Source organism: Methylosinus sp. (genome assembly GCF_036560965.1).
GTDB lineage: Bacteria > Pseudomonadota > Alphaproteobacteria > Rhizobiales > Beijerinckiaceae > Methylosinus.
In genome coordinates, this window is sequence record NZ_DATBQF010000014.1 from 1 (window position 1) to 22,853 (window position 22,853).

Genomic DNA, 22,853 nt, shown 5'->3' on the forward strand with positions numbered 1-22,853 from the left:
ACGCTGATCGAGCAGTACACCTTGCAGATGAACCGCGCCCGTCAGGCGGAGATCACGCAGGAGATCATGGAGGTTGTGGCCGGGGCGGAGGGTCTCGGCTAGGGTGACTGTGAAGCTGCGCCGCCCTCCTCACACCACACCAACTTTGAAAAGCAATAGGAGAACCAGATAACCATGGACGCCAGCATCGTCACCGAGCCGACGACCAGCACGGCCGACTCGGCGGAAACAGCCGTGCGCAACGTGGGACGCATCGAGGAGATCCAGGGCGTCGTGCTCGACGTCGTGTTTCCCGGCAAGCTTCCCGAGATCAACCACGCCATCACGATCGCGCGCCCCAAGGCCGCTGCCGCCGAGGTGGGATTGGATCCCGCCCACCCCAGCACCGAGTCCGGCGGCGACGTGCTCGTGTGCGAGGTGCAGCAGCATCTCGGTGACGACCGCGTGCGGGCGGTCGCGATGGATACCACTGACGGCCTGGCGCGCGGCGCCGAGGTGATCGACACTGGCGCCCCGATCGCGGTGCCTGTCGGCGAGGCGACGCTCGGGCGTATCTTCAACCTGCTCGGAGAACCGATCGACATGGGCGAGCAGCTGCCCGCCGACGTCGAGCGCCGCTCGATCCACCAGCCGGCCCCGCGCGCGGAGGACCTGACCCCGACCGCGGAGATGTTCGAGACCGGCATCAAGGTCATCGACTTGCTCGCCCCGTACGCCAAGGGCGGCAAGGTCGGCCTGTTCGGCGGCGCGGGCGTCGGCAAGACCGTCATCATCATGGAGCTCATCAACAATATCGCCAAGGCGCATGGCGGCTATTCCGTCTTCGCCGGCGTCGGCGAGCGCACGCGCGAGGGCAATGACCTCTATCACGAGATGATCGAGGGCGGCGTCAACAGGAAGCCCGAGAACGGCTCCGCCGCCGGCTCCAAGGCCGCGCTGGTCTATGGCCAGATGAACGAGCCCCCGGGAGCCCGCGCCCGCGTCGCTCTCACCGGCCTCACCGTCGCCGAGGACTTCCGCGACAAGGGCCAGGACGTGCTGTTCTTCGTCGACAACATCTTCCGCTTCACCCAGGCGGGCTCGGAAGTGTCGGCTCTGCTCGGCCGCATTCCTTCGGCGGTGGGCTATCAGCCGACGCTCGCCACCGACATGGGCGCGCTGCAGGAGCGCATCACGACGACGACCAAGGGATCGATCACCTCGGTGCAGGCGATTTACGTGCCGGCCGACGATCTGACCGACCCGGCGCCGGCCGCCTCCTTCGCCCATCTCGACGCGACGACCGTGCTCAACCGCGCCATCGCGGAGAAGGGCATTTACCCGGCCGTCGATCCGCTCGACTCCACCTCCCGCATGCTCTCCGCCGCCATCGTCGGCGAGGAGCATTACGACGTCGCTCGTAAGGTGCAGTCGACGCTGCAGCGCTACAAGTCGCTGCAGGACATTATCGCCATTCTCGGCATGGACGAGCTCTCGGAAGAGGATAAGCTGACCGTGGCGCGCGCCCGCAAGATCGAGCGCTTCCTGTCGCAGCCCTTCCACGTCGCCGAGGCGTTCACCGGCGCGCCGGGCAAGCTCGTCGCGCTCGCCGATACGATCAAGGGCTTCAAGGGCTTGGTCGAGGGCCAATACGACCACCTCCCGGAGGCCGCCTTCTACATGGTCGGCACGATCGAGGAAGCGGTCGAGAAGGCCGCCAAGCTCGCCAAGGAAGCGGCTTGATCCTCTCAATCGCCGAGCGGACATGCGACGCATGTCCGCTCGGAGCCTTTATTTCAGCGGGATGATCGTCGGAAAGCCGTATCCCGCCTTTCCGACCTCCTGCTCGAACGACGGAGCCCTTCATGGCCACGTTCCACTTCGAACTCGTTTCTCCCGAGAAGCTCTTGTTCTCCGGTGAGGTGGACGCCGTCGTCGCGCCCGGCGCCGAAGGCCTGTTCACGGTCCTCGAGAACCATGCGCCGGTGATGACGGTGCTGAAGCCCGGCGTCGTCGAGATCGACGAGGCCGGCAATAAGGCCAAGCTCTTCGTGCGCGGCGGCTTCGCCGACGTCGGCGTCGACGGTTTCACCATTCTGGCCGAATACGCCATTCCGGTCGCCGAGCTCGACGCCGCCAAGATCGACGCCGACATCAAGGATGCGAGCGAGGATGTCGCCGACGCCAAGAGCGACGAGGCGCGTCGCCTCGCGGCCGAAAAGCTCGGCCAGCTCCAGGAGCTGAAGGCGGCCCTCGGCCTCTGAGTCTCCCGGCGTCGGGACGATAGTCTCCCGGCGTCGCCTTCCGTAAGCCGATGTAGCGAGCCTGAAGGCTCGCGGTCCAGCAAGCGCCTTGGACCGCGAGCCTTCAGGCTCGCTTTCTTTTTTGCGAGCGACGCGCGGCTCGTCGCGACGGCGGGCTCCGATTTCCGCTATTTCAGGAACTTCGCGCCGTCGAGCTCCTGTCGCAGCTCGAAGCTGCGAAATTGCGTGAAGATCGGCGCGATCCACGCCTTTAGCGCCGCGCGGATGACGATGGACATTTCCGGCGGCGGCGACACCAGCAGACGGCTCAGCGACAGATCGGGCTCATCCAGCGCTTTCGCGACGGCGCCGTCCAGCGGACCGACGACGAATTTGCGCGTCGACGGATAATGGGCGAGCGTCTCATGCGCATAGGCGCCGAGCGGCGCGGCGCCCTCGTTCTGCACCACGACCATGGAGACGTCACGCCAGGCGGCCGAAAGCGATTGCGCGCTGGCGAGGGAGGAGTCGGTCGGGTCGACGTGGAACAGGAGGATCGGCTCGACGCCGCGCAAATGCGCCTCCTCGACGAAGCCGATCTCCTTTACCGTCCTGAAGAAACGGTCGTAGGCCCGCTGCCAGACATCGACGATCTTGGGGACCCCGTCGTCGACCAGCAGCCGGTCGAACAAAGAGATCTGGCCCCGAATGTCGGCGGTGTCGATGACGCGCGTGCGATCCGGAAACCATTCGTGATAGCGCGGAGCGTGGGGATCGGTGTCGAAGCCTTCGACCTCGGTGAGACGCGAGAGATAGAAGTCCGTCAGCAGCCGCGCGGTCGTCGAAACGCCCGAACGCGGATGCGGGGAACAGGCGACGAACACCAAAGTGCGTCGACTCATCTCTCACTCTCTCGGCGCCGCCCGAGGCTCTCGATTTTACCGCTCACCCGCGTCTGGCGCTATGCGCCCTCCCTGCCGGCGATCCGATCCAGCAGATGGATGCGATCGAATTCGTCGGCGATCCTGTTCTGCCAGGTGCGGACATAGCCGCGAAGGACGAAGGAATGGTCCGCAGGCTCGCCCTCCGCCGTCCGATTGGCGACGAAGGTCGAAAAAGGCGCGCCGGCGATCTCCACTTGTTCATAGGACAATTCATTGAGCTTGGGGATGGTGATCTCGCCCGCGGTCTCCACTTTCTCGAAATATTTGCGGTGCGTCACCGGGTCCCATTCGAAAAACGTGGTGTCGTTGACATGGTTCTTCACGAGGAAATAGTCCGCGTCCTCGACATAGGGCGCGACTTCTGCGATCTCGTCGAGCGAGGCGATGGACGATCCGAGCACATGGAACAGAATGAAGCCGACTTCCCCCTCCGCCACCGCCTCGAGAAAACCCGTATCCTGCAGCGCCTGCAAGGCCGGCTCCAGCCCGCCGGCGCGAACGTCGACGACGCTGACCTTGATCTCGGCAGTCGCCAGAGTGTCGATGATCTTCATCTGGTCCGACGTCGAGGTGAGATCGACGACGCTGGTCTGGTCGGGATGAAAGCGATAGAGCGTGCCGCGCGGGGTCTCGGTGTCGAAGGCCCGGGTCAGCACATTATTGGCGGCGAGATAGTCGAGCAGCACGCGCGCGATCGTGGTCTTGCCCACGCCGCCCTTGTCGGCGCCGACCAGAATGAGCGTCGGCCGGCCTCTCGGAGGGGCGAGCGGGGGCGCTTTCTCCCGCACGATCGGCGGACGCTCCTCACGGGCCGAACTCTGCTTCGAATCTTTGGTCGGTCTTTGAGCCATGGCCTAGCACCTATATCGCTCGCGCCCAGGTTCGGGCTGCAGGAACAGAAATCCCTTACCATTTATGCGTTGCGCGCGCCGAGCCTTTTCTCGCGGCGGTCGGCTCGATCGAAACCTTTCCGGTTAATACCACGAAACCTATTTGTAGTTTTTCCCGGGCGGGTGCTACCTTATAGTGAATTGACATTCACGTGTCCTCCAATAAGTAGGTCTCGAATTTTCGAGGAATTGCGGCTCGATCGGCGATTTCCGCGCGATGCGGGGGTCGACGCGTCCGCATCGCTCGGCGCGGGATACGCGCGCCGGGCCGACAGCCGAAGGAATGGCGCCTCGGCGGCGAATGCGCCTGTTCGGAGAAAAGGATGAGCGTGATCCGTGTCGAGGACGCAGACGGCGTCACCCACGAACTCGAGCCTGTGGAAGGCTGGCGATTGATGGAAATTTTGCGCGACTATGGAATGGGGATGGAGGGCACTTGCGGCGGCGCGGTCGCCTGCGCGTCCTGCCATATCGTGCTCGATCCCGAATGGGTCGACAAGGTCTCGCCGCCGCGCGACGACGAGATCGACAAGCTCGACGAATTGCCCTTTCTGCACCAGACCTCGCGGCTCTCCTGCCAGATCATCTGGTCGGACGCGCTCGACGGGCTGAAGCTCACTCTCGTCAAGGAGCCGACATGACGCGGCCCGCCGATCCGAAATTCCCGCCGAAAATCCTTTTGGCCTCCGATCTCGCCGAGGGCGATGTCGTGTTTCTCGGGGCCGGGGGCTGGGAGCGCGATCTGCTGCGCGCAAAAATTGCTTATGACGCGGCGGAGGCCGCCGCTCTCGAGGCCGCCGGCAAGGCGGATGTCGCCGCCAATCGCGTCGTCGACGCCTATCTCGTCGACGTTTCTGTGGATGCGGCCGGCGCGCCGACGCCGCTGCATTTTCGTGAGAAATTCCGCGCCGTCGGCCCGAGCGTGCGGCGCGACCTCGGGAAGCAGGCGTGGCTGCAAGGAGCAGGGGGCCGATGACTGCGCATGATCCGGCCTTGCCGCCGCGGCCCAACGCCGCGCCGACGATCTACGCCTATGACGACCATGACCGCGCCTTCGTGCGCGAGCGCGTCGCGGAATTCCGCGGGCAGGTCGAGCGGCGCCTCGCCGGCGCGTTGACCGAGGACGAGTTCCGCCCATTCCGCCTGATGAACGGGCTCTATCTGCAACTGCACGCCTATATGCTGCGCGTCGCCATTCCCTATGGCTCGCTCACCTCCCGGCAGATGCGCCAGCTCGCCTATGTCGCCGACAAATGGGACAAGGGCTACGGCCATTTCACCACGCGGCAGAATCTGCAGTTCAACTGGCCGAAGCTCGTCGATGTCCCCGACATTCTCGAGGCGCTGGCCGATGTCGACATGCATGCGATCCAGACCTCCGGCAATTGCATCCGCAATGTGACCGCCGATCATTTCGCCGGCGTCGCCGCCGATGAGCGCGAGGACCCGCGGCCGACGGCGGAATTCCTGCGCCAATGGTCGAGCGCCCATGCGGAGTTCAGCTTCCTGCCGCGCAAGTTCAAGATCGCGGTGAGCGGGGCCGAGCACGACCGCGCGGCGATCAAGATTCACGACATCGGCCTGCGCATCGTGGCGAACGCCGCGGGCGAGACCGGCTATGAGGTGATCGTCGGCGGCGGCCTCGGCCGCACGCCTTTCGTCGGCAAGGTGCTGCGCGAATTTTTGCCGCGCGCCGATCTGCTGGCTTTTCTCGAGGCGGTGCTGCGCGTCTACAACCGCTTCGGCCGCCGCGACAATAAATACAAGGCGCGCATCAAGATTCTGGTGCATGAGACCGGGCTCGACGAGATCCGCTCGCAAGTGGAGGCGGAGTTCGCCGCCATGGATCGCGCGCCTTTCGCCTATGATGCGCAGGAGCTCGCCCGTGTCGTCGCCGCCTTCGCGCCGCCGGCCTATGAGACTTTGCCCGCGCGATCGCAAACGCTCGACGGGGCGATGGCGGAGAACGCCGCTTTCGCCGCTTTCGCCGCGGTGAATGTCGCGCCGCACAAGGTCCCCGGCTACGCCATCGTCACCGTCTCGCTGAAGCCGATCGGCGGCATTCCGGGCGACGCCACCGCCGCGCAAATGCGCGCTCTGGCCGATGCGGCGGACACATACGGCTTCGGCGAGCTGCGCGTCAGCCATGAGCAGAACATCATTCTCCCGCATGTGAAGCAGGATGATCTGCTCGCTCTGTGGCGCGATCTCGAGGCGGCGGGCCTTTCCACCGGCAACGCCGGGCTCATCACCGACATCATCTCCTGCCCGGGGCTCGACTATTGCGCGCTGGCGACGGCGCGCTCCATTCCCATCGCGCAGGCGATCTCGCAGCGTTTCGCCGATCTCGAGCGCCAGCGCCTCATCGGCAAGCTCGGCATCAAGATCTCCGGCTGCATCAACGCCTGCGGCCATCACCATGTCGGCGCGATCGGCATTCTCGGCCTCGAGAAGAAGGGCGTCGAATCCTATCAGATCACGCTCGGCGGCGATCCGACGCTCGACGCCTCGATCGGCGAATTGCTGGGGCCGGGGGTGTCGGCGGACGAGGTTCCCGACGTGATCGAGAGCCTCGTGCAATTCTATCTCGCCGAGCGGCGCGACGGCGAGGCTTTCATCGACACTTGGCGGCGCTTGGGCCATAAGCGCTTCAAGGAATCGGCGCGCCGGGAGGGCGAGGATGGCTCTGGTATCTGACGGCGCTTTCATCGCGGACGAGTGGCGCCGTCTCGCCGATGAGGAATCGCTGCCCGGCTCGGGCAGGGTGATCGTCTCGCTCGGGCGTCTTCCGGCGGCGCTCGACGATACGCGGCTCGCCGCGGTCGGCGTCTATGTCGCCAATACGACAGATCCGAAAGCGATTTCGCCCTATTTCGGTCGTCTCGCGCTCATCGACATCGCCTTTCCCGCCTTCACCGACGGACGCGGCTTCTCGCTGGGGCGGCTCCTGCGCCGCGAGGGTTTTTCCGGCGAATTGCGGGCGAGCGGAAAGCTGACGCCGGACCAATATCTGCACGCGATCGGCAGCGGCTTCGATTCGATCGAAATCCCGGACGAGCTCGCCGCGCATCACGGCGAGGCCAATTGGGCGACGGCGCGCCATGCGCGCAGCCTCTCCTATCAGCGCGGCGTTCCGGGCGGCGCGTCCATTCTCGAACGTCGTCGAAAGGGCGTCGCATGAAGCCGTGGATCGTCGAAGCGCTCGCGCCGCGGCTCGCCGCGCTCGATCTCGATCATCGTCTGAGGCTCGCCCGCGAGGTCATTCCCGGCCGCATGGTCTTCACGACCAGCTTCGGCATAGAGGATCAGCTCGTCACCCATTCGATCTTCACGCAGGGCCTCGAGATCGATGTCGTGACCATCGACACCGGCCGTCTCTTCGAGGAGACGATCGCGCTGTGGGAGAAGACGGAGGCCCGCTACACGCGGCGCATTCACGCGGTCTATCCGCAGGCTCTGCCGCTCGCGGAATTCGTCGCCGAGCATGGCGTCAACGGTTTCTATCGCTCGGTCGAGAATCGCAAGGCCTGCTGCCATGTGCGCAAGGTCGAGCCGCTGTCGCGCCTGCTCGCCGGCGTCTCCGCCTGGGTGACCGGGCTGCGCGCCGATCAATCGCAGGCGCGCGAGGGCGTCGATCTCATCGAGCTCGATATCGAGCGCAAGCTCGTCAAGCTCAATCCGCTCGCCGATTACACGCGTGAGGGCGTCGTCGCCGCGACCGAGGCGCTCAGCGTGCCCGTCAATGAGCTGCACGCCGTGGGCTTTCTCTCCATCGGCTGCGCGCCCTGCACGCGCGCGCTCGCGCCCGGCGAGAGCGAGCGCGCCGGCCGCTGGTGGTGGGAGGAGGACGAGAAGAAAGAGTGCGGCCTGCATGTCGGTCCGGACGGACGCTTGACGCGCGGATCGGCGCCGGAGAGCTCGCGATGAATGCGCTGGCGGCCAAGCCGCTCGGCCATCTCGATCGGCTCGAGGCGGAGAGCATTCACATCCTGCGCGAGGTCGTCGCCGAATGCGAGCGGCCGGTGATGCTCTATTCGATCGGCAAGGATTCGGCGGTGATGCTGCATCTCGCCATCAAGGCCTTCTATCCGTCGAAGCCGCCGTTTCCGCTGCTGCATGTCGACACGACATGGAAGTTCAAGGAGATGATCGCCTTTCGCGATCGCCGCGCGGCGGAGACGGGCCTGGATCTGCTCGTTCACACGAATCCGCAGGGACTCGCGATGAACATCGATCCCACCGTGCATGGATCGCAGCTCCACACGCAGATCATGAAGACCGATGCGCTGAAGCAGGCGCTCGACAAATGGAAATTCGACGCGGCCTTCGGCGGCGCGCGCCGCGACGAGGAGAAATCCCGCGCCAAGGAGCGCGTGCTCTCCTTCCGCAATGCGCAGCATCGTTGGGACCCCAAGGCGCAGCGCCCGGAGTTCTGGCGGCTCTACAATGCGCGCAAAGGGCCGGGCGAGAGCCTGCGCGTCTTCCCGCTGTCCAATTGGACCGAGGCGGATGTGTGGGATTACATCGCGCGCGAAGGGATCGACGTCGTGCCGCTCTATTTCGCTGCGGAACGGCCGGTGATCGATCGCGGCGGCATGCTGATCATGGTCGACGACGACCGTTTGACGCTGCAGCCCGGCGAGACGATCCAGCAGAAAATGGTGCGGTTTCGCACGCTCGGCTGCTATCCTCTGACCGGCGCGATCGAGAGCTCCGCGGCGACGCTGGAAGAGATCATCGCCGAGATGCGCGCCAGCCGCTCCTCCGAGCGCCAGGGCCGCCTCATCGACCATGACGGCTCCTCCTCCATGGAGCAGAAGAAGCAGGAGGGTTATTTTTGATGCACGGCGGCCTCGCCACGCCCGCGCCGCTGCGCGCCCCCGCCGGCCCGGCGCCCGCCGACAAGCCTTTGCTGCGCTTCATCACCTGTGGCTCGGTGGACGACGGCAAATCGACGCTGATCGGCCGCCTGCTGTTCGACGCCGATCTCGCGCCGGACGATCTGCTCGCCGCGCTCGAGAAGGATTCGAAGAAGCACGGCACGCAGGGCGACGATCTCGATTTCGCGCTGCTGGTCGACGGTCTCGCGGCGGAGCGCGAGCAGGGCATCACCATCGACGTCGCCTATCGCTATTTCGCGACGGAGAAGCGCAAGTTCATCGTCGCCGACACGCCCGGCCATGAGCAATACACGCGCAATATGGCGACCGGCGCCTCCACCGCCGAGCTCGCCGTGCTGCTCGTCGACGCGCGCAGGGGGCTGCTCGACCAGACGCGCCGTCACAGCGTCATCGTCTCCATGCTCGGCGTGCGCCATGTCGTCGTCGCCGTCAACAAAATGGACCTCGTCTCCTATTCGCAGGAGACTTTCGACGCGATCGAGCGCGACTTTCGCGCCTTCGCCGAGCATTTGCGCTTTCTCACCATTGCGGTGATTCCGCTCGTCGCCAAGGACGGCGACAATCTCGTGCACGCCAGCAAGAAGATGGACTGGTATTCCGGTTCGCCGCTGCTCGCCTATCTCGAGAGCGTCGCGTCGGACGACAACGCCCGTGTGCTGCCGTTCCGCTTCCCCGTCCAATGGGTGAACCGGCCGACCCATGATTTCCGCGGCTTCTCGGGTTTTATCGCCGGCGGCAATGTGAAGCCGGGCGATGTCGTCCGCGTTCTGCCGGCCGGACGCGACGCGACGATCGCGCGCGTCGTCACCTTCGACGGCGATCTCGCTCATGCGGTCGCGGGCCAGTCGGTCACGCTGACGCTGACCGAGGAGATCGATATCTCGCGCGGCGACATGATCGTCTCGCCAGTGTCGCCGGCCAAGATCGGCGATCGGCTGTCGGCCAAGCTCCTATGGCTCGTGCGCGAGCCGCTCGTCGTCGACAAGAGCTATTTGTTGAAGCTCGGGACGCGAACGACGCCGGCTTTCGTGAAGACGGTTTCCGCTCATATCGAGATCGAGAGCGGGCTTGCCGAGCCGCTGACCGATCCGGCCGCGACGCTCGCCTTCAATGAGATCGGCGAGGCGGAGCTGTGGCTCGACACGGCGGTCGTCTGCGACTCCTATGACGACAATCGCGAGACGGGCGGCTTCATCCTCATCGATCGCGTGACCAATGAGACGGTCGCCGTCGGCATGGTGAAGCATTCGGCCTGGACCGAGCGCAGCGCGCGCAATGGCGTCGAGGCGAGCTACGCCTCCATGGAGGGCGTGCCGTCGGCGGATCGCCTGCGCCAGACGCCTCTGCGCAGCTTCATCAAATCTCTGTCCTGGCGCGTGCCCGGCAGCCTGGTGACATTCGGCGTCGCTTTCGCCTTCACGCAGGATTCGAAGATCGCGGCGGCGATCACGGGCGCGGAGGTCGTGTCCAAGATCGCGCTCTATTATGTGCATGAGCAATTGTGGACGCGTTTCGGCATCGGCCTCGAGAAGAATGAGCGGCCGCATGACGACGTCGGATTGTAATCGGGAAAGAGCGGCTCGCCGCTGAGCTGGCGCGATAAATGCTTCCCCATTGCTGGGAGCGCTGCGCGCCGCGCGGATCGAAAGCCATGACGGCTGTCTAGACCGCGCCGGCTTATACGCCTTTGACAGGAAGCGTTTCGCTCGCGATTCGAGCAGCTTCCGCTCGCTCTATCCATCTCGACCATCGACGAATCCGGCCCCCTCGGGCGCGCGCGTCCCTATCGAGACGCGTTCCAACGCAGCGACTCTCCACGCTCTCTCGGCCGTCATTGTCGCGAATCTTTCGCGACCGGACGGACAACTGAAAGTCGACATGACCTCCATCGAATCCACAGCCTTCGGCCGTCTCGAGGCGGAAGGCCGCCTTCTGAAGCCCTCCCACAAGGCGGCGACGCATCACGCCGGGCGTTTCGGCTTCCGTGGCGAGATCGCCCTCACGCTCGATCCGCCCGTCACTTTGGAGGCGGTCATCGCGGGCGCGGAGGATGGCGAGACGGCATTGTCGTTCATCGCCGGGTCGCTCACCAGCTTCAAGCAGCTTCCGGCGCTCGTCGAGAGCCTCGGCGCGAATGTGAAGCCCGAAGGCAAATATTTCATCTATGTCAAGGATCTCGACCGCGCCTCGCGCTATCAGGTCAGCTTCGGCGGCGTGCCGCTCTATGTGCTGCCGATCGACGACACATCGGTCTATAACGAGCTCGTCGACCTGTTCTATCTCGACAAGCCCAAAATGAAGAAATACGACACCGCCGAAAAGATCGACACGATCATCGACGGCGGGCTGAAATACGACACGACTTACGAAGCCATCAGCTATGAGGAAGGCTTGAAGCGGCTCTGATCCTCAGCCGCGAAGACGCCGTCCGTCATTGCGAGGAGTGCGGCGACGAAGCAATTCAGCGGGCCTTCCTACGGCTCTGGATTGCGTCGCCGCGCGCGCAATGACGGGCGCCGGGTCAATGCGCCTCGTCCCAATTCTGCGCGGCGCGGGCTTCCACCTGCAGCGGCACGGAGAGCGTCACCGCCGGATGCGGCGCCTCCTCCATCACGCGCTTGACGAGGCGGATCGTCGCCTCGGTCTCCTCCAGCGGCGCCTCGAACACCAATTCATCATGCACTTGCAGCAGCATGCGCGCATTGAGCCGCTCATGCGCGAGCGCCGCATCCATGCGCGCCATGGCGCGGCGGATGATGTCGGCGGCCGCGCCTTGAATGGGCGCATTGATCGCGGCGCGCTCGAAGAAAGCGCGCTCTGACGCATTCGACGAGGCGATGCGTGGAAAATGGCATTTGCGGCCGAAGATGGTGGTGACGACGCCGGTCTCGCGCACGATCTTCTTCGTCGCGTCCATATAGCCGCGAATGCCGGGGAAGCGCTCGAAATAGCGCTTGATATAGGCCGCCGCCTCCTCGCGCGGAATGGAGAGCTGATTGGCGAGGCCGAAGGCGGAAATGCCGTAGATGATGCCGAAATTGATCGCCTTGGCGCGGCGGCGCACATCCGAAGGCATGCCCTGCACCGGCACGCCGAACATTTCGCTCGCCGTCATCGCATGAATGTCGATTCCCTCGGCGAAGGCCTGCCGCAATTGCGGAATGTCGGCGATATGCGCCAGCAGCCGCAATTCGATCTGCGAATAATCGGCCGAGATGAGCGCATTGCCGGGCTCGGCGACGAAGGCCTTGCGAATCTTGCGGCCGGCCTCGTTGCGCACGGGAATGTTCTGCAAATTGGGCTCGGAGGAGGACAGCCGTCCCGTCGTCGTCGCCGCCAGCGCGTATGAGGTGTGGACGCGATGCGTCTCCTTGTTCACGAAGCTCGGCAGCGCATCGGTGTAGGTGGATTTCAGCTTGGAGAGCTGCCGCCAATCCAAAATGCGCGCGGCGAATGTGTTGCCGCTCTCGGCCAGCTCGTCGAGCACGCTGGCCGAGGTCGACCAGGCGCCGGTCGCGGTTTTCTTCGCGCCGGGCAGGCCCATCCTGCCGAAGAGAATATCGCCCAATTGCTTGGGCGAGCCGAGATTGAACGTCTCGCCGGCGAGCTCGTAGATATCGGCCTCCAGCCGCGCCATATCCTGCGCGAACTCGCCGGAGAGGCGCGAGAGAATATTGCGGTCGATGGCGACGCCGCGCCGCTCCATCGCCGCGAGCACGCCGACCATGGGCCGCTCCAGCGTCGCATAGGCGCTCGCCATATGCTCGGCGGCGAGGCGCGGCTTCAACATGCGCCAGAGGCGTAGCGCCACATCCGAATCTTCCGCCGCATATTCGGTCGCCTTGTCCAAAGGCACGCGCGCGAAGCCGATGAATGTGCGGCCCGAGCCCGCCACCGCCGAGAACGGAATGCACTCATGGCCGAGATGCTTCTTCGACAATTCGTCGAGGCCGTGATTGTTGCGGCCGGCGTCGAGCACATAGGAGATCAGCATCGTGTCCTCGATCGGCGCGACATCGATGCCGTAGCGCGCCAGAACGAGGAGGTCGTATTTCATATTATGCGCGATCTTCAGCACGCCGCGCGCCTCGAGCAGCGGCTTCAAGCGAGCGATCGCGTCTGCGAGCGGAATTTGCGCGGGCGCCGGCTCGCCGCCGAGCAGATCGGCGGCGTTCGGCGAGACATGCTGGAGCGGAATATAGCAGGCGCGGCCCGGCGCGGTCGCCAGCGACGCGCCGACGAGATCGCAGGACATGGGATCGAGCGACGTCGTCTCCGTGTCCATGGCGACGACCCCGGCGGCGAAAGCCTCCGCGATCCAGGCGTCGAGACGCTCCAGCGTCGTCACCGTCTCATAGAGAGAGCGGTCGATCGTCGTCGCGACGCCTTCCTCGCGCCGCGCCTCGGCGAGCGCGGCCGGCGTGAAGCCGCCAATCTCTCCCGCAGGCGCGGCGGGCGCGGCGGCCGCCGTGGGCGCAGGCGCGGGCTCCGCCGACGCTTCGACGACCTCGCCATTGCGGCCGCGCCAGCCCGCCGGTCCGACGAAAGCCGGGTCCGGCTCGATCTCATTGGCCTCGACGCCATAGATTTCCGCGGCGCGGCGCGTGAGCTGCGTGAACTCCATCGCCTGAAGGAAGGAGACGAGCGTCTTGCCGTCCGGCTGATGCAGGCCGAGATCATCCAGCGGAATCTCGAGCGGCGCGTCGTCGACGAGCTTCACGAGCCTTTCCGACGTGCGGATCAGCGCGACGCTGGCAGGGTCGGTCAGCGCTTCGCGGCGCTTGGGCTGCTTGATCTCGCCGGCGCGCGCGAGCAGCGTGTCGAGATCGCCATATTCATTGATGAGCTGCGCGGCCGTCTTGACGCCGATGCCCTTGGCGCCTGGAACATTGTCGGTGGAGTCGCCGGCGAGCGCCTGCACATCGACGACTTTTTCCGGCGGCACGCCGAAATAGTCAAAGACCTCGGCGACGCCGATGCGTCGCTCCTCGCGCGCGCCGGAGGCGGGATCGTACATCGACACTTTGTCGTCGATGAGCTGCATCAGATCCTTGTCGGCGGAGACGATCAGCACATCGGCGCCGCGCGCGCGCGCCTGTTTCGCATAGGTGGCGATGAGATCGTCCGCCTCATAGACGTCCTGCTCGATCGGCAATAGGCCGAAGGCGCGCACGGCGGCGCGCATCAGGGGAAATTGCGGGATGAGATCGGCCGGCGGATCCTGGCGATGCGCCTTATAGTCGGGATAGATTTCCTTGCGGAAGGAATTCTCCGATTTGTCGAGAATGATGGCGAGATGCGTCGGCGTGACGTCCGCCGCGCCCTCGCGAATGAATTGGAACAGCTTGGCGCAGAACAGCCGCACCGCGCCGGTCGGTAGGCGGTCGGCGCGATAATTATATTTCGCGTCCTGACGGATGGACTGGAAATAGGCGCGGAAGACGAAGGACGAGCCATCGACGAGAAAGACGTGGCTGCCGGGACCGACGGGATTATGTGTGAGAGTCATCGCGCAAGCAGCAAGGGATGCCGAGCCCTCTCGTCGAGAGAGCGAATGGAGCGCAGCGAGAATAGCCCCGATCCCGCGCGATGGATACCCCCGGCGGACAGCGCGAAGGCAAAAGGGCCTCGCGCGGCCGAGGCCGGCGAGGCAAGTGGGGATCGTCACATTTGCATCGTCGACACTAGAGTTTTCGATGGTCCGCAACACCGCCAATCGGCGATCATCGAGGGGTCCAGCGCCATAACGGTCGCGCGCGCAAAAAAAAATCGCCCCGCTCGGGCGCGCGGGGCGAAGCGAAACGAGTCGAATGCGGCTCGAAGGCGCGTCTTCAGTCGATCATGCGCGATGTGGCGCCGGTGTCGCCGGTCACGCTCGCGCTCTTGGGGGAAATCCATTCCGGAACTTTCGTCAGCGCTATGGCGACGAATGCGACGAGGCCGGCCGTCCACAGAATGATCTTGCCGTAATTGGCGCCGGCATGAACGTTCAACGTCATTGTTCCCTCCACTCTCTTCGGCGGGACGTCGATGGAGCCGCGTCCCGCCATTTGCTTTTCCTTATGCGTATGGGCCGATGGCTCGGCCCTGCTGACGATGGCGAGGCGCGCGCGGCTTCGAAACAGCCAATTCACAAAAGAGGAGGGGGCCAGGCGGGAGCGCGTGGGCGCGCCCATCTCTCTCGCGCGCGCGTCAGAGGAGAGTTTCGGTCCAGCGCACGCGGCCGTGCACGCGCAGCCTCTCGGCGTCGGCGCGCTCCAATCGCTCGGGCTCATAGCAGGCGCGATTGTCGGAGATGAGCGTGATCGCGCCGTCGACATTGCGGCGCACGCGGCGGATCAGCGGCCCGTCGTCGAGCGAGACGAGATAGATCGCGTCGCCGATAATGTCGCGCTGCGATCGGTCGATCAGCACGATCGCCCCGTCCTCTATCGTCGGGCGCATGGAGTCGCCCCGCGCGCGCAGGAATTCGAGCGCCTCCGCCTCTGTCGCGAGGCGGCGCAGCAAAGCGCGCGGAAAGGCCAGCCTATCGCCGCCGGCCAGCTCGCCATCCGACTCCTGGCCGATTCGGCACTGCGGGATTTGCGCCATATCCGGGCCGAGCGGGATGGCCGGCGGCGCTGCGCCGGCCTCGAATATGGGAGCGCCGCGATCGAGAACCAGCCAGTCGAGCGAGACCCCGGTCACTTCGGCGATGCGGCCGAGCTTCTCGGCCGAAGCCTCGCTATCGCCATTGAGATAGCGGCTGTAGGTCGAGGAGGTGACGCCGGCGTCCCGCAGGATTTTGGCCGGGCCGCCCGCCAGATCGACGGCCTGGCCCAATCGGTGCGCGAGGCCTGCCCTGTCGAATACGGGATCGATTTTCGTTTCCGGCACGCATTCTCTCATATATGCTTGACAGAGACGCGCGAATGCGGGATTTTCGGCGCAGAGCTTATTTCCATTTACGGTTAACACGCCAGATGTGGCGTGTCACCGTGGGGCTTGTCGCGCCCATGTCGTGCAGTTGGCGCGCGTAATTTGCAGTTGGCGCGCATGATTCGCAGTTGGAATGAATTCGTCCGGCGACCCTCGGCGCAGAGTGCGGAAGCGTCCGAACGATGGGAGCGCCGCGGAAACGCGGACCTCGCGCCTCCGGCCATCGGCAATGACAATCGGTCGACGGAAAAGCCCCGCGCCGCGCTGCGTGGGGGAGGGCCCTCCGGCGAGCGGCAATTCGCGCTCGCTTTGTCTCTGGCGAAGATGCTTCTGGCGACGCGCGGGCAATTCGTTCTCGCTTTGCGAGACGCCTCTCTCGCTCGCGCGCGAATTGACCGGCCGGATGCGCTCTTTCTCCACATGGTCGAGCAGAATGTGGATGACGCTCTCTACGCGATAGGGCGGGACGGGCCGGCGAGTCTGGAGGAGATCGTGCGGCGGGCGATCGACGACATCGTGAACGACGCCTCGATCACATGGAGCGAGGCGCCCTTCTTCGCCGATTAGCGGGCCTTCCGCTCGAGCGGCGGCGGGGCGGCTCGCCTTCAGCCGAGGCGCTTGGCCGCCGCGGTCAGCTTCTCGATCCGCGCGCGCGTTTCTTCCAGGCGCTCGCGATTTTCCTCCACCACCTCTTCCGGCGCGCGCGCGACGAAATCGGCGTTGCCGAGCTTCGCCTCGATCTTCTTCGCCTCGCCTTCGAGCTTGGCGGTCTCCTTGGCGAGGCGCGTCTTCTCGGCGGCGAAATCGATGACGCCCTCGAGCGGAATGGCGGCGAGAACGCCGCGCACGATCAACTGCGCGCTGCTCTTGGGCGCCGCGTCGACGAAGCTGATTTGCGACAGGCGCGCAAGCTTGCGCAGCGTCTCGTCCCAGCGCGTCACGCGCGCTTGCACTTCCGCATCGGCGCCGATGAGAGCGAGCGGCGCTTCCGCGCCGGCGGGAAGATTCATCTCCGAGCGCACCGAGCGCACTTCCGAGACGAGATCGACGACCCAGCCGATCTCCGCTTCGGCGGCGGCGTCCTCGAGCCCGGCGAGCTCGGGCCATTGCGCCAGCGCCAGCGGGCTCTCGCGCGCCGGGCCCTCGAAGCCCTTTATGCCCCACAGCTCCTCGGTGATGAAGGGCATGAAAGGATGCAGCAGCGCATAGACCTGATCGAGCAGGAAAGCCGTGGTGGCGCGCGCCTCGTCCTTGCCGGCGCCGTCCTCGCCTTGCAGCAGAGGCTTGGCCAGCTCGAGATACCAATCGCAGAACACGTTCCAGACGAAGCGATAGGCGGCGGCCGCGGCGTCGTTGAAGCGATAGGCTTCGATCGCGGCGGCGACCTCGCCGGTCGCGCGCGCCGCCTCGCTGACGATCCAGCGATTGAGCGTGATCTCGTTCTTCTTCGGATCGAAGCCGGAAATGCGGGCGCAGCCGTTGATCTCGGCGAAGCGCGACGCGTTCCACAGCTTGGTCGCGAAATTGCGGTAGCCTTCGACGCGCTGCGTCGAGAGCTTGATGTCGCGTCCCTGCGCCGCCATGGCCGCGAGGGTGAAGCGCAGCGCATCGGCGCCATATTCGTTGATGAGGTGAAGGGGGTCGATGACATTGCCCTTCGACTTCGACATTTTCGCGCCCTTCTCGTCACGGACGAGCGCGTGAATGTAGACGTCGTGGAAGGGGATCTCTTTTTTGAAATAGAGGCCCATCATCATCATGCGGGCGACCCAGAAGAAGATGATGTCGAAGCCCGTCACCAGCACATTGGTGGGGTAGTAGCGATCGAGCTCCTTCGTGTCGTCCGGCCAGCCGAGCGTCGAGAAGGGCCAGAGCGCCGAAGAGAACCAAGTGTCGAGCACGTCCTCGTCGCGCGTCAGCGCCACATCGCGGCCGTGCTTTTCCCGCGCGGCGGCGAGCGCGGCTTCTTCGCTGTCCTCGACGAAGACATTGCCGTCTTCATCATACCAGGCCGGAATGCGATGGCCCCACCAGAGCTGGCGCGACACGCACCAGGGCTGGATGTTCTCGAGCCAATCGAAATAGGTCTTCTCCCAATTCTTCGGCACGAAATTGGTGCGGCCCTCGCGCACGGCGGCGAGCGCCGGCTGCGCCAGAGTCTTGGCGTCCACATACCATTGGTCGGTGAGACGCGGCTCCAGCACGGCGCCGGAGCGGTCGCCGTGCGGCACCATATGCTTGTGGTCCGACACTTCGGCGAGCAGCTCGTGCTCCTCCATCATGGCGACGACGCGCGCGCGCGCTTTCTCGCGGCTGAGGCCGTGCAATTGCTCGACCGTCATGTCGAGCTCGGGAGAGGGCGCGACATGCTCGAAGAAGTCGTGATTGTCCTTCAGCGTCACGAAGCCTTCGGCGTCGAGCACATTGATGAGCCGCAGCTGATGCCGGCGGCCGACCTCGAAATCGTTGAAGTCATGCGCGGGCGTGATCTTCACCGCGCCCGTGCCCTTTTCGGGATCGGAATAGTCGTCGGCGACGATGGGGATCAGACGGCCGACCAGGGGCAGGCGCACATTCTTGCCGACCAGCTTCGTGTAGCGCTCATCCTCCGGATGCACGGCGACCGCCGTGTCGCCGAGCATCGTCTCGGGACGCGTCGTCGCGACGGTGATGAAATCGCCGGTCGGCTGGCCGTCGTGATAGACGATCGGATATTTGAAGTGCCAGAGATGGCCCTTCACCTCGATCTGCTGCACCTCGAGATCGGAGATGGCGGTCAAGAGCTTCGGGTCCCAATTGACGAGGCGCTTGTCCTTGTAGATCAGCCCGTCGCGATGGAGCTGCACGAAGACCTTCACCACGGCGCGGGACAGTCCCTCGTCCAGCGTGAAGCGCTCGCGCGACCAGTCGCAGGAGGCGCCGAGGCGCTTCAATTGCTCGACGATGACGCCGCCCGACTCCGCCTTCCAGGCCCAGACCTCTTCGAGAAATTTGGCGCGGCCCAATTCGCGGCGATGCTGCTGGCGCTCCATGAGCTTGCGCTCGACGACCATCTGCGTGGCGATGCCAGCATGGTCGGTGCCCGGCTGCCACAGCACATCGTCGCCGCGCATGCGATGATAGCGCGCCAGAATATCCTGCAGCGTATTGTTGAGCGCATGGCCCATATGCAGCGAGCCGGTGACATTGGGCGGCGGTATGACGATGGAAAAGGGTTTCGCGTCGGCGCGCTCCGGCCGGCCGGCGCGAAAGGCGCCCGCCTCTTCCCAGAGCTCGCGCATCCGCGCTTCGATGGTCGAGGGGTCGAAGGTCTTTTCCATGGGCATGGGGAAAACGAATGTCCTATCGTCGAAGGACCCCCTCCCCAGCGTTGCGGGAGAGGGCGCAGATGCGGCCCTTCATTCAAAGTTCGCGCAATGTCGCCGTTCCCCTCCCCGCGTGAGCCGGGGAGGGTGAGGGAAGGGCGCTTACACCAGCGCCTTCAGCGCGCTGCGGCCGGCGTAGATCGCCGCCCGGCCCAGCTCCTCCTCGATGCGGATGAGCTGATTGTATTTCGCCACTCTGTCCGAGCGCGCCAGCGAGCCGGTCTTGATCTGGCCGCTGTTCGTCGCCACGGCGATGTCGGCGATGGTCGAATCCTCGGTCTCGCCGGAGCGATGCGAGATCACCGTCGTATAGGCGGCGCGATGCGCCATCTCGACGGCGGCGAGCGTCTCGGTCAGCGTGCCGATCTGATTGACCTTCACCAGCAGCGAATTGGCGACATCCTCGTCGATGCCGCGCGCCAGACGCTCGACATTGGTGACGAAGACATCGTCGCCGACGAGCTGGATCTTGTCGCCGAGCGTGTCGGTCAGAAGGCGCCAGCCCTCCCAATCATCCTCGGCCATGCCGTCTTCTATGGTGACGATCGGATAGGCCTCGACGAGCTTGGCCAGATAGGCCACCTGCTCCTCGACGCTGCGGGTCGTCTTCTCGCCTTCATAGACATATTTGCCGTTCTTGAAGAACTCGGTCGAGGCGACGTCGGCGCCGAGATAAATATCCTCGCCCGGCACGAAGCCGGCGGTCACGATCGCCTCGACGATGAAGTCGAGCGCCGCCTCGGCGGAGGGGATATTGGGGGCGAAGCCGCCCTCGTCGCCGACCGAGGTGGAGAGCCCGGCCTTCTTCAGCGCGGCTTTCAGCGTGTGGAAGACTTCCGCGCCCCAGCGGATCGCCTCGCGCACCGTCGGCGCGCCGACCGGCAGGATCATGAACTCCTGGAAGTCGATCGGATTGTCGGCATGGACGCCGCCATTGATGATGTTCATCATCGGCACCGGCAGCACGCGCGCCTGCACTCCGCCGATATAGCGGTAGAGCGGCATGGAGGAGGCGTCGGCGGCGGCCTTGGCGACGGCGAGAGAGACGCCCAGAATCGCGTTGGCGCCGAGGCGGGACTTGTTCGGCGTGTCGTCGAGCTCGATCAGCGCCTCGTCGACGCCGACCTGATCCTCGGCCTCGAAGCCGACGAGCTCGCCCGCTATGTCCTCATTGACGCTCTGCACGGCGTCCAGCACGCCCTTGCCGAAATAACGGGTGCTGTCGCCGTCGCGCTTCTCCACCGCCTCATGGGCGCCGGTCGAGGCGCCCGACGGCACGGCGGCGCGGCCGAAGGAGCCGTCTTCCAGCGTGACCTCGACCTCGACCGTGGGATTTCCGCGCGAATCGAGTATCTCGCGAGCGTGAATATCGATGATATCGGTCATGTCGGGGCCTCTCTGGCGTCTGGCAGCGCAGTTGCGCGCGTTGTAGACCGAACCGCGCCGACGCGAAAGCCTCCAAAGACGGCCGAAGGCCCTTCCCCGCGGCGTTTCCGGTGGAGCTGCGCGGGGCCCTCGGGCGTCCGCGAGGACGCCGCCTATTTGGACAGACCTCCGGAGAAGCGCTCGAGATCGAAGGCCTCGACGTCCCGCAACAGCTCGACGAAAGCGGTCGCCCAATAATCGGCCGCGGCCTCGCCTTTGGCGGCGCTCGCCGCCGCGGCGTCGCCGATGGCGCCCTCCTTGGAGAGGTCCTGCGTCATCCAGCCGAAGCCGATCGGCCGGTCGGCGCGCAGCCAGGTGAAGTCGCGCTCGAAATCGAGGTTGGCGGAGCGGAAATGCCGCGCTTGCGCCATATCGACGAAATCGGGCGCGAGCGCCAGCATCAGCGAGGTCTCGATCTCGCCGCCATGGATGCCGAGGCGGATTTCCTCCTCGCCGAACAGCCCGTCCGGATAGCCGAAGCGATGCCAGGAGCAGCCGACGGCGAGCAGCCCGTGGCGGGCGCGCAGCTCCAGCGCCGCCTGGGAGAGGAGCGGCGTATTGCCGCCGTGTGAATTGAGGAGTACGAGCTTGCGGCAGCCGGCGCGGGCGACGCCTTCGCCGATCTCGCAGAGGAGGCGCAGCGCCGTCTCATGCGAGAGGGAGAGCGTGCCGGGAAAATCGCCGTGCTCGATGGAGACGCCGATCGCCTGCAAGGGCAGGAACAGCGCATCGAGATCGTCCGGCTGGCGGAGGGCGACGCGCTCGATCATGCCGCGCATGATCGCCGAGTCGACGCCGACCGGCAGATGCGGCCCATGCTGCTCGACGGCGGCGATCGGCAGCACGGCGATCACGCGCTCCATCGCGAGGTCGCGGAAATCGTGGGTGGTGAGGTCGATCCAATAGCGGGACGGAAGCATGGCGGAGAGGGTAGACCTTTCGGGCGGGGATCGCCATAGCCCGCCGAATCCTTCTCCCGCTCGCGGGAGAAGGTGGCCTCGCGAAGCGAGGTCGGATGAGGGCGCCTCCGCGTTGGCGCGCCGTTTGGATCGTCGACTGGAGCCCGGCCCTCATCCGACCCGGCTTCGCCTGGCCACCTTCTCCCGCTCGCGGGAGAAGGACAGCGCGCCCCGAGTTCGTGGAAAAAACAAGGTGAGGCAATCCATGTCGAAACGCTTCGCGGCGAAGATCGCGGCTTTGGCTTTCTTCCTCTCCGCACTCCCGGCCCTCGCGCTGGACAAAGTCTCCTTCGCCACCAATTGGCGGGCGCAGGCCGAGCATGGCGGCTTCTATCAGGCCATCGTCGATGGCACTTACGCCAAATATGGCCTGGACGTCACACTATTGCAGGGTGGGCCGCAATCCAACGCGCGGCTGTTGCTCGCCGCTGGCCGCGTCGATTTCTGCATGGGCGCCAATCTCATCCAGACCTTCTCCGCCGTGCAGCAGAAGGCGCCCATCGTCGCCGTCGCCAGCATGTTCCAGAAGGACCCGATCATCTTCATGTCGCATCCGGGCGAGGGCTTCGATCGTTTCGAGGATTTGCCCAAGGCGACCGCCTTCATCGGCAATGACAATCTCGTCTCGGTCTATCAATGGCTGAAACAGGCCTATGGCTTCAAGGAAGAGAAGATCAAGCCCTATACGTTCAACTCGGCGCCGTTTCTCGCCGACAAGAAGTCGATTCAGCAGGGCTATCTGACCTCCGAGCCTTTCGAGATCGCGCGCCAGGGCGGCTTCACGCCGAATGTCTTTCTGCTCGCCGATTATGGCTATGACAGCTATTCGACGACCATCGAGACGCGCCGGGAGACGATCGAGGCCAAGCCCGATCTCGTGCAGCGCTTCGTCGACGCCTCCATCATCGGCTGGTATCATTACATCTATGGCGACAATTCCGCCGCCAACGCCGCCATCCGCAAGGATAATCCGGAAATGTCCGAGGGCCAGCTCGCCTATTCGGTCGAAAAGCTGAAGGAGCGCGGCATCGTCGATTCCGGCGATTCGGTCGCCCTCGGCATCGGCGCGATGACGGACGCGCGTGTGCGCAGCTTCTTCGACAAAATGGCCAAGGCCGGCGTCTTCCCGGCCGATCTCGCCCTCGCCCAAGGCTATACGACGCGCTTCGTGAACAAAAAGGTCGGGCTCGAGCTGCGGCCCTCCCGGTCGGCGGGGTCGGAGTGACGGC

General features: G+C 65.2%; 21 protein-coding genes. 13 read left to right on the forward strand and 8 right to left on the reverse strand.

The genetic code is table 11. The features are described 5' to 3' along the window. The 3 genes from VIF40_RS21410 to VIF40_RS03485 form a co-directional block, all read left to right on the forward strand. A partial coding sequence (locus tag VIF40_RS21410; RefSeq protein WP_414684749.1) for a F0F1 ATP synthase subunit gamma occupies positions 1-102 on the forward strand: 102 nt, incomplete at its 5' end. Between the two features lie 72 nt (positions 103-174). After that, positions 175-1,722, forward strand: coding sequence for a F0F1 ATP synthase subunit beta (gene atpD, locus VIF40_RS03480; protein WP_331936131.1), 1,548 nt, complete (start codon positions 175-177; stop codon positions 1,720-1,722). Positions 1,723-1,844: 122 nt separating this feature from the next. Beyond that, a complete protein-coding gene (locus VIF40_RS03485; protein ID WP_331936132.1) occupies positions 1,845-2,243 on the forward strand; it encodes a F0F1 ATP synthase subunit epsilon in 399 nt (132 codons plus the stop codon). 167 nt (positions 2,244-2,410) lie between these two features. Here VIF40_RS03485 and VIF40_RS03490 read toward each other — a convergent pair whose 3' ends face one another. Then, a complete protein-coding gene (locus tag VIF40_RS03490; RefSeq protein WP_331936133.1) occupies positions 2,411-3,124 on the reverse strand; it encodes a hypothetical protein in 714 nt (237 codons plus the stop codon). A 59-nt stretch (positions 3,125-3,183) separates the two neighbouring features. After that, a complete protein-coding gene (locus VIF40_RS03495) occupies positions 3,184-4,017 on the reverse strand; it encodes a hypothetical protein (protein ID WP_331936134.1) in 834 nt (277 codons plus the stop codon). Between the two features lie 362 nt (positions 4,018-4,379). Here VIF40_RS03495 and VIF40_RS03500 point away from each other — a divergent pair, with 362 nt between their 5' ends. The 8 genes from VIF40_RS03500 to VIF40_RS03535 all read left to right on the forward strand — a co-directional run bounded on the left by VIF40_RS03500 (position 4,380) and on the right by VIF40_RS03535 (position 11,363). Beyond that, positions 4,380-4,697 carry a 2Fe-2S iron-sulfur cluster-binding protein gene (locus tag VIF40_RS03500; protein WP_331936135.1) on the forward strand — a complete coding sequence of 106 codons (318 nt, stop codon included), beginning with the start codon at positions 4,380-4,382 and terminating at the stop codon, positions 4,695-4,697. Further along, positions 4,694-5,032 carry a DUF2849 domain-containing protein gene (locus VIF40_RS03505; protein ID WP_331936136.1) on the forward strand — a complete coding sequence of 113 codons (339 nt, stop codon included), beginning with the start codon at positions 4,694-4,696 and terminating at the stop codon, positions 5,030-5,032. Before VIF40_RS03500 ends, VIF40_RS03505 begins: the two co-directional genes overlap by 4 nt. Beyond that, entirely contained in the window at positions 5,029-6,753 is a 1,725-nt protein-coding gene (locus VIF40_RS03510; RefSeq protein ID WP_331936137.1) for a nitrite/sulfite reductase, read from the forward strand. The genes VIF40_RS03505 and VIF40_RS03510 overlap by 4 nt, the downstream gene beginning before the upstream one ends. Beyond that, entirely contained in the window at positions 6,737-7,237 is a 501-nt protein-coding gene (locus tag VIF40_RS03515; protein WP_331936138.1) for a DUF934 domain-containing protein, read from the forward strand. Before VIF40_RS03510 ends, VIF40_RS03515 begins: the two co-directional genes overlap by 17 nt. Beyond that, complete coding sequence (locus VIF40_RS03520; RefSeq protein WP_331936139.1) at positions 7,234-7,983, forward strand: phosphoadenylyl-sulfate reductase; 750 nt, start codon at positions 7,234-7,236, stop codon at positions 7,981-7,983. Before VIF40_RS03515 ends, VIF40_RS03520 begins: the two co-directional genes overlap by 4 nt. Continuing rightward, positions 7,980-8,897 (forward strand): sulfate adenylyltransferase subunit CysD, encoded by a 918-nt coding sequence (gene cysD / locus VIF40_RS03525; protein WP_331936140.1) that lies wholly within the window; start codon positions 7,980-7,982, stop codon positions 8,895-8,897. The genes VIF40_RS03520 and cysD overlap by 4 nt, the downstream gene beginning before the upstream one ends. After that, positions 8,897-10,522 (forward strand): sulfate adenylyltransferase subunit CysN, encoded by a 1,626-nt coding sequence (gene cysN / locus VIF40_RS03530; protein ID WP_331936170.1) that lies wholly within the window; start codon positions 8,897-8,899, stop codon positions 10,520-10,522. Before cysD ends, cysN begins: the two co-directional genes overlap by 1 nt. A gap of 313 nt (positions 10,523-10,835) precedes the next feature. Continuing rightward, positions 10,836-11,363, forward strand: a complete 528-nt coding sequence (locus VIF40_RS03535; protein WP_331936141.1) for a hypothetical protein — start codon at positions 10,836-10,838, stop codon at positions 11,361-11,363. A 115-nt stretch (positions 11,364-11,478) separates the two neighbouring features. On the opposite strand, the gene polA is transcribed toward VIF40_RS03535, so the two are convergent. The 3 genes from polA to VIF40_RS03550 all read right to left on the reverse strand — a co-directional run bounded on the left by polA (position 11,479) and on the right by VIF40_RS03550 (position 15,833). Next, a complete protein-coding gene (gene polA / locus VIF40_RS03540) occupies positions 11,479-14,466 on the reverse strand; it encodes a DNA polymerase I (protein ID WP_331936142.1) in 2,988 nt (995 codons plus the stop codon). A gap of 322 nt (positions 14,467-14,788) precedes the next feature. After that, positions 14,789-14,956 carry a hypothetical protein gene (locus tag VIF40_RS03545; RefSeq protein WP_331936143.1) on the reverse strand — a complete coding sequence of 56 codons (168 nt, stop codon included), beginning with the start codon at positions 14,954-14,956 and terminating at the stop codon, positions 14,789-14,791. Between the two features lie 193 nt (positions 14,957-15,149). Beyond that, positions 15,150-15,833, reverse strand: coding sequence for a S24 family peptidase (locus VIF40_RS03550; RefSeq protein WP_331936144.1), 684 nt, complete (start codon positions 15,831-15,833; stop codon positions 15,150-15,152). 159 nt (positions 15,834-15,992) lie between these two features. Between VIF40_RS03550 and VIF40_RS03555 the strand changes: the two genes are divergently transcribed. Next, positions 15,993-16,442 (forward strand): hypothetical protein, encoded by a 450-nt coding sequence (locus VIF40_RS03555; protein WP_331936145.1) that lies wholly within the window; start codon positions 15,993-15,995, stop codon positions 16,440-16,442. Positions 16,443-16,480: 38 nt separating this feature from the next. Here the strand turns inward: VIF40_RS03555 and VIF40_RS03560 are convergent, their stop codons facing one another. The 3 genes from VIF40_RS03560 to VIF40_RS03570 all read right to left on the reverse strand — a co-directional run bounded on the left by VIF40_RS03560 (position 16,481) and on the right by VIF40_RS03570 (position 21,585). Continuing rightward, positions 16,481-19,195, reverse strand: a complete 2,715-nt coding sequence (locus tag VIF40_RS03560) for a valine--tRNA ligase (protein ID WP_331936171.1) — start codon at positions 19,193-19,195, stop codon at positions 16,481-16,483. A gap of 147 nt (positions 19,196-19,342) precedes the next feature. Next, on the reverse strand, positions 19,343-20,626 hold the full coding sequence (gene eno / locus VIF40_RS03565; RefSeq protein ID WP_331936146.1) for a phosphopyruvate hydratase: 1,284 nt from the start codon (positions 20,624-20,626) through the stop codon (positions 19,343-19,345). 152 nt (positions 20,627-20,778) lie between these two features. Beyond that, positions 20,779-21,585 carry a creatininase family protein gene (locus tag VIF40_RS03570; protein WP_331936147.1) on the reverse strand — a complete coding sequence of 269 codons (807 nt, stop codon included), beginning with the start codon at positions 21,583-21,585 and terminating at the stop codon, positions 20,779-20,781. Between the two features lie 244 nt (positions 21,586-21,829). Between VIF40_RS03570 and VIF40_RS03575 the strand changes: the two genes are divergently transcribed. After that, entirely contained in the window at positions 21,830-22,849 is a 1,020-nt protein-coding gene (locus VIF40_RS03575; RefSeq protein ID WP_331936148.1) for an ABC transporter substrate-binding protein, read from the forward strand. The last annotated feature ends 4 nt before the right edge of the window (positions 22,850-22,853 follow it).